5 protein-coding genes are annotated in these 4,233 nt (G+C 65.5%); 2 read left to right on the forward strand and 3 right to left on the reverse strand.

Going from position 1 to position 4,233, the window contains the following annotated elements; all coding sequences use genetic code 11:
* Positions 1-171: 171 nt before the first annotated feature.
* The 3 genes from GSQ95_RS24710 to GSQ95_RS24720 form a co-directional block, all read right to left on the reverse strand.
* Complete coding sequence (locus GSQ95_RS24710; RefSeq protein WP_158896682.1) at positions 172-732, reverse strand: alpha/beta hydrolase; 561 nt, start codon at positions 730-732, stop codon at positions 172-174.
* Positions 733-959: 227 nt separating this feature from the next.
* Positions 960-1,580 (reverse strand): NAD(P)H-dependent oxidoreductase, encoded by a 621-nt coding sequence (locus GSQ95_RS24715; protein ID WP_133862824.1) that lies wholly within the window; start codon positions 1,578-1,580, stop codon positions 960-962.
* On the reverse strand, positions 1,567-2,961 hold the full coding sequence (locus GSQ95_RS24720) for a class II fumarate hydratase (protein WP_158896681.1): 1,395 nt from the start codon (positions 2,959-2,961) through the stop codon (positions 1,567-1,569). The genes GSQ95_RS24715 and GSQ95_RS24720 overlap by 14 nt, the downstream gene beginning before the upstream one ends.
* 171 nt (positions 2,962-3,132) lie before the next feature.
* On the opposite strand from GSQ95_RS24720, the gene GSQ95_RS24725 reads away from it, so the two are divergent.
* Both GSQ95_RS24725 and GSQ95_RS24730 read left to right on the forward strand, forming a co-directional pair.
* Complete coding sequence (locus GSQ95_RS24725) at positions 3,133-3,669, forward strand: DUF2059 domain-containing protein (protein ID WP_133862822.1); 537 nt, start codon at positions 3,133-3,135, stop codon at positions 3,667-3,669.
* 100 nt (positions 3,670-3,769) lie between these two features.
* Complete coding sequence (locus GSQ95_RS24730) at positions 3,770-4,081, forward strand: BolA family transcriptional regulator (RefSeq protein ID WP_064309449.1); 312 nt, start codon at positions 3,770-3,772, stop codon at positions 4,079-4,081.
* The last annotated feature ends 152 nt before the right edge of the window (positions 4,082-4,233 follow it).

The raw sequence follows: 4,233 nt of genomic DNA on the forward strand, positions 1-4,233 counted from the left end.
GCTAATCCCATTACCCAGGAGAGATACAAGGTTGGGTTGAGCGCAGCGAAGCCCAACATTTTCCCGGATCGAGAAGGCCAGCCGCTGCCCGGGGCAGACACGCCAACGCCCCGGCTGAGCCAGGGAAGCGCCTGGGACCGGGGCAGTGTGAAAGACTTGGAAGGACAGGGATCAGGCGACGCGCAGGCCCTGGCTCGACCCCAACTTGGCCAGCTGCAGCAGACCTTCTTCCCACTGCCGATGCCCGGAGCGGGTATTGATATGGCCGGCACCCGGGAGGATGTCCAGGTCGCTATCCCAGTCGCGTGCCAGGGCTTCGGCCCGGGCGAGACTGATGGCGTGATCGTTGTCCGAAGTCACTGTCCTGGAAGGGAAGGGCAGTGGCTGCCGCGGCAAGGGCGCGAAACCCTGGAGTTCCGCCGGACAATCCGGGCGCTCGACGTCCGCCGGCGCCACCAGCAAGGCCGCCAGCACCCGCTGCCGGCGGGCCACCGGGGCACTGACCGCCCAACGGGCGACGGTCACGCAGCCCAGGCTATGGGCGATCAGCACCACCGGCGCATTGGCCTGGGCGATGGCACTGTCGAGCGCGGCGACCCAGAGCTGCGGATCGGGGCGCTGCCAGTCGTCCTGCTCGACGCGATGGGCGTCAGTCAGCAGCCGCTGCCAGTGGGTCTGCCAGTGATCGGGGCCGGAACCTTGCCAGCCAGGAAGGATGAGATAGCGGGTCATGGCGGAGCTCCGCGGACGAAAGGAGAGCTGATGGTGCCGATGGATGATCCGCAGGAGAAAAAATAAAAGGCGCTTTGGTTATGCCCGGAGCTTGATTCGGGGTTGGTCGCGGTAGACCCGTAGGTCGGGCTGAGACGGCGCCATCGTCGAAGCCCAACAGGGCCAATGTCGAAGTGCTGTTGGGCTTCGCTGGCGCTCAACCCAACCTACCAAGGCCCTTGGGTGGACTATTCGTTCCGCCCCAACCGCTCCACTTCCTGCAACCAGCGCAGCCGCTGTTCCTCGTCCGCCGCTCGCACCGGCGAGTACTCGTGGACCTGCAGCACCTGGATGCCGCAGGCTTCCAGGCCTTCTTGGATGCCCTGGCGATGGGGCGCCTGGTTGCGCAGGCGTTGCCAGGGGGAGGGCGGGGTGTCGGAGGTCACCAGCAACTCGGCGCTGCGGCCGGTCAGCAGCGGCTCGCCACCCCAGGTCTGGTCGCGCTGGGCAAAGGCGAAGCCCGGTTGCAGCACTCGCTCCAGAAAACCCGCCAGTACCGCCGGCAGGCCGTTCCACCACACCGGATAGATGAATACCAGGTGCTCGGCCCAGTGGATCTGCCGCTGGGCTTCCAGCAGATCCGGCTCCAGGGTCTGGGAGAGGTCATAGCCTTCGCGCAGCACCGGATCGAACTGGGCGTCGGCCAGCTTGAGCTGACGCACAACCTGGCCGCTGGCCTGGGCGCCTAGGACATAGGCGTCGGCCAGCGACTGGCAGAAACTGGTGCGCTTGGGATTGCCCTGGATGACCAGCAGGCGCCGGCCATCTCCCTCCAGCGGCGTGGCGCCGCGGGCCTCAGCCACGGCCACCGGCTTCCAGCATGGTTTCCGGACGGACCCACTCGTCGAACTGCGCATCGGTCAGATAGCCAAGCTCCAGCGCGGCAGCGCGCAGGGTCTTGTTCTCGGCATAGGCCTTCTTGGCGATCTCGGCGGCCTTGTCGTAGCCGATGTGCGGATTGAGCGCCGTCACCAGCATCAGCCCCTGTTCCAGATGCTCGGCCATCTTGTGCTCATCCGGCTCCATGCCGGTGACGCAATGGGTGTTGAAGTTGCGACTGCCATCGGCCAGCAGGCGGATGGACTCCAGCACGTTGTGGGCGATCACCGGCTTGTAGACATTGAGCTGCAGATGGCCCTGGCTGGCGGCGAAACCGACGGTCACGTCGTTGCCGATCACCTGGCAGGCCAGCATCGACAGGGCCTCGCACTGGGTCGGGTTGACCTTGCCCGGCATGATGGAACTGCCCGGCTCGTTGGCCGGCAGCTTCACCTCGGCGAAACCGGCGCGCGGACCCGAACCCAACAGGCGCAGGTCGTTGGCGATCTTCATCAGCGCCACGGCCAGGGTCTTGAGGCCACCGTGCAGGGCCACCAGCGGTTCATGGCCGGCGAGGGCGGCGAACTTGTTCGGCGCGGTGACGAAGGGCAGGCCGGTGAGTTCGGCGATTTCCTTGGCGATGGCTTCGTCGAAGCCCTTGGGCGCATTGAGGCCGGTGCCCACGGCGGTGCCGCCCTGGGCCAGTTCCAGGACCGCCGGCAGGGCGTTGCGGATGGCGCGCTCGGCCAGATCCAGCTGGGCGACGAAGGCCGACAGCTCCTGGCCGAAGGTCACCGGGGTGGCGTCCATCATGTGGGTGCGGCCGGTCTTGACCAGATTCTGGTAGCGCGCCGATTGCAGCGCCAGGCCGCCGGACAGCTCGGCGATGGCCGGCAGCAGGTCGTTCTGTACCGCCAGGGCGGTGGCGATGTGCATGGCGGTGGGGAAGCAGTCGTTGGAGCTCTGGCCGCGATTGACGTGGTCATTGGGATGGACCGGCTTTTTGCCGCCCATGCCGTTGCCGGCCAGTTCGTTGCTGCGCCCGGCGATGACCTCGTTGACGTTCATGTTGCTCTGGGTGCCGCTGCCGGTCTGCCAGACCACCAGGGGGAACTGGTCATCGTGGAAGCCGTCGAGGATCTCGCTGCTGGCCTTCTCGATCAGGGTGGCGACATCTTCCGGCAGTTCGCCAAGGCGCAGATTGACCCGTGCGGCCGCCTTCTTCACCGTTGCCAGGGCATGCACCACCGCCAGCGGCATCTGCTGGTTGCCGATGGCGAAGTTTTCCAGCGACCTCTGGGTCTGGGCGCCCCAGTAGACGTCGTCGGCTACTTCGATGGGGCCGATGCTATCGGTTTCGGTACGGCTCATGGCGGTCTCCGTTGATGAGGTAGGGTCCAGCTAACTTGGGCAGCAGGTTAGCGCCAGGGTTCCCAAATAGGAAGTGTTCTCAATTATGTGGCCGTTCTCGATAAGTTCAGGCCAGGTTCAGCCGCTCTGTGGCACACTCGCGGTCCATTTTCAGCCTCCTGAAGGATGCCCATGAAGAAGACCCTCCGTACGCTTGGCGCCGTCGTTGTGCTCGCCAGCGCCAGCAGCTTCGCCCTGGCCGATGCCAAGAGCCACGCGGCCGACGCGGAGCGCTTTCTCAAGCTGGCCAACGCCGACAAGCTGACCACGCCGGTCTACGCCCAGGTCCAGCAGCTCTTCGCCCAGCACTTCGAGCAGGCCAAGTCGCCGGCCAAGAAAGCCGTGCTGGAAAGCTACACCGCCCGCGCCAACCAGGCGCTGGACAGCACCATCGGCTGGGAAAAGATCAAGCCCGAGATGGTCAAGCTGTACACCGACAACTTCACCGAAGACGAGCTGGAAGGCCTGATCAAGTTCTACCAGTCCGATCTGGGCAAGAAGATGATCGCCACCCTGCCGCGCCTGTCGGCGCAGTCCGCCCAGCTGACCCAGGCCAAACTGGAGCAGGCGGTGCCCAAGGTCAACGGCATCCTCGCCGAGATGGACAAGGAGCTGGGCGTGAAGCCGCCGGCCGGTGCCGAGAACGCACCCCCGCCCGCCAAGCGCTGATTCAGCCTTGCCACAAGGCCCGGACCCGTTCCGGGCTTTGTCTTTTCCGGGCGGCGCCCAGGCTCGCTAGAATGACGCTTCTCACAGTCGAGGTATCCCCATGAGCATGCGCGAACGTATCCAGTCCAGCCTGGGCCTGTTGCAACCCGAGCACCTGGAGGTGCTGGACGAAAGCCACATGCACAGCCGCGGCCAGGAGACCCACTACAAGGCGGTGGTGGTCAGCGAACATTTCGCCGGCCTCAACGCGGTGAAGCGCCACCAGAAGGTCTACGGCACCCTGGGCGAACTCATGGGCCAGTTCCATGCCCTGGCGCTGCACACCTACACCCCGGCGGAGTGGGCGGCCCAGGGCCAGGCACCGGATTCGCCCACCTGCCGCGGCGGCAGCAAGCACGATCTGGCGGGTTGAACCCGGCGGGCCCTGTTCAACGGCAGTCCGTATTGGTTAAAATTTGATCGGCGCCGGCATCCTTGCCGGCGTTTTCGTCAAAGAACCTGTTTCACGACCTCGCGAGCTAGAGACAAACAAGGCGAAAAGGGCTGAGGAAGCGGATCGGACTC

It is taken from the genome of Pseudomonas sp. BAV 4579 (assembly GCF_009765395.1).
GTDB lineage: Bacteria > Pseudomonadota > Gammaproteobacteria > Pseudomonadales > Pseudomonadaceae > Chryseomonas > Chryseomonas aestiva.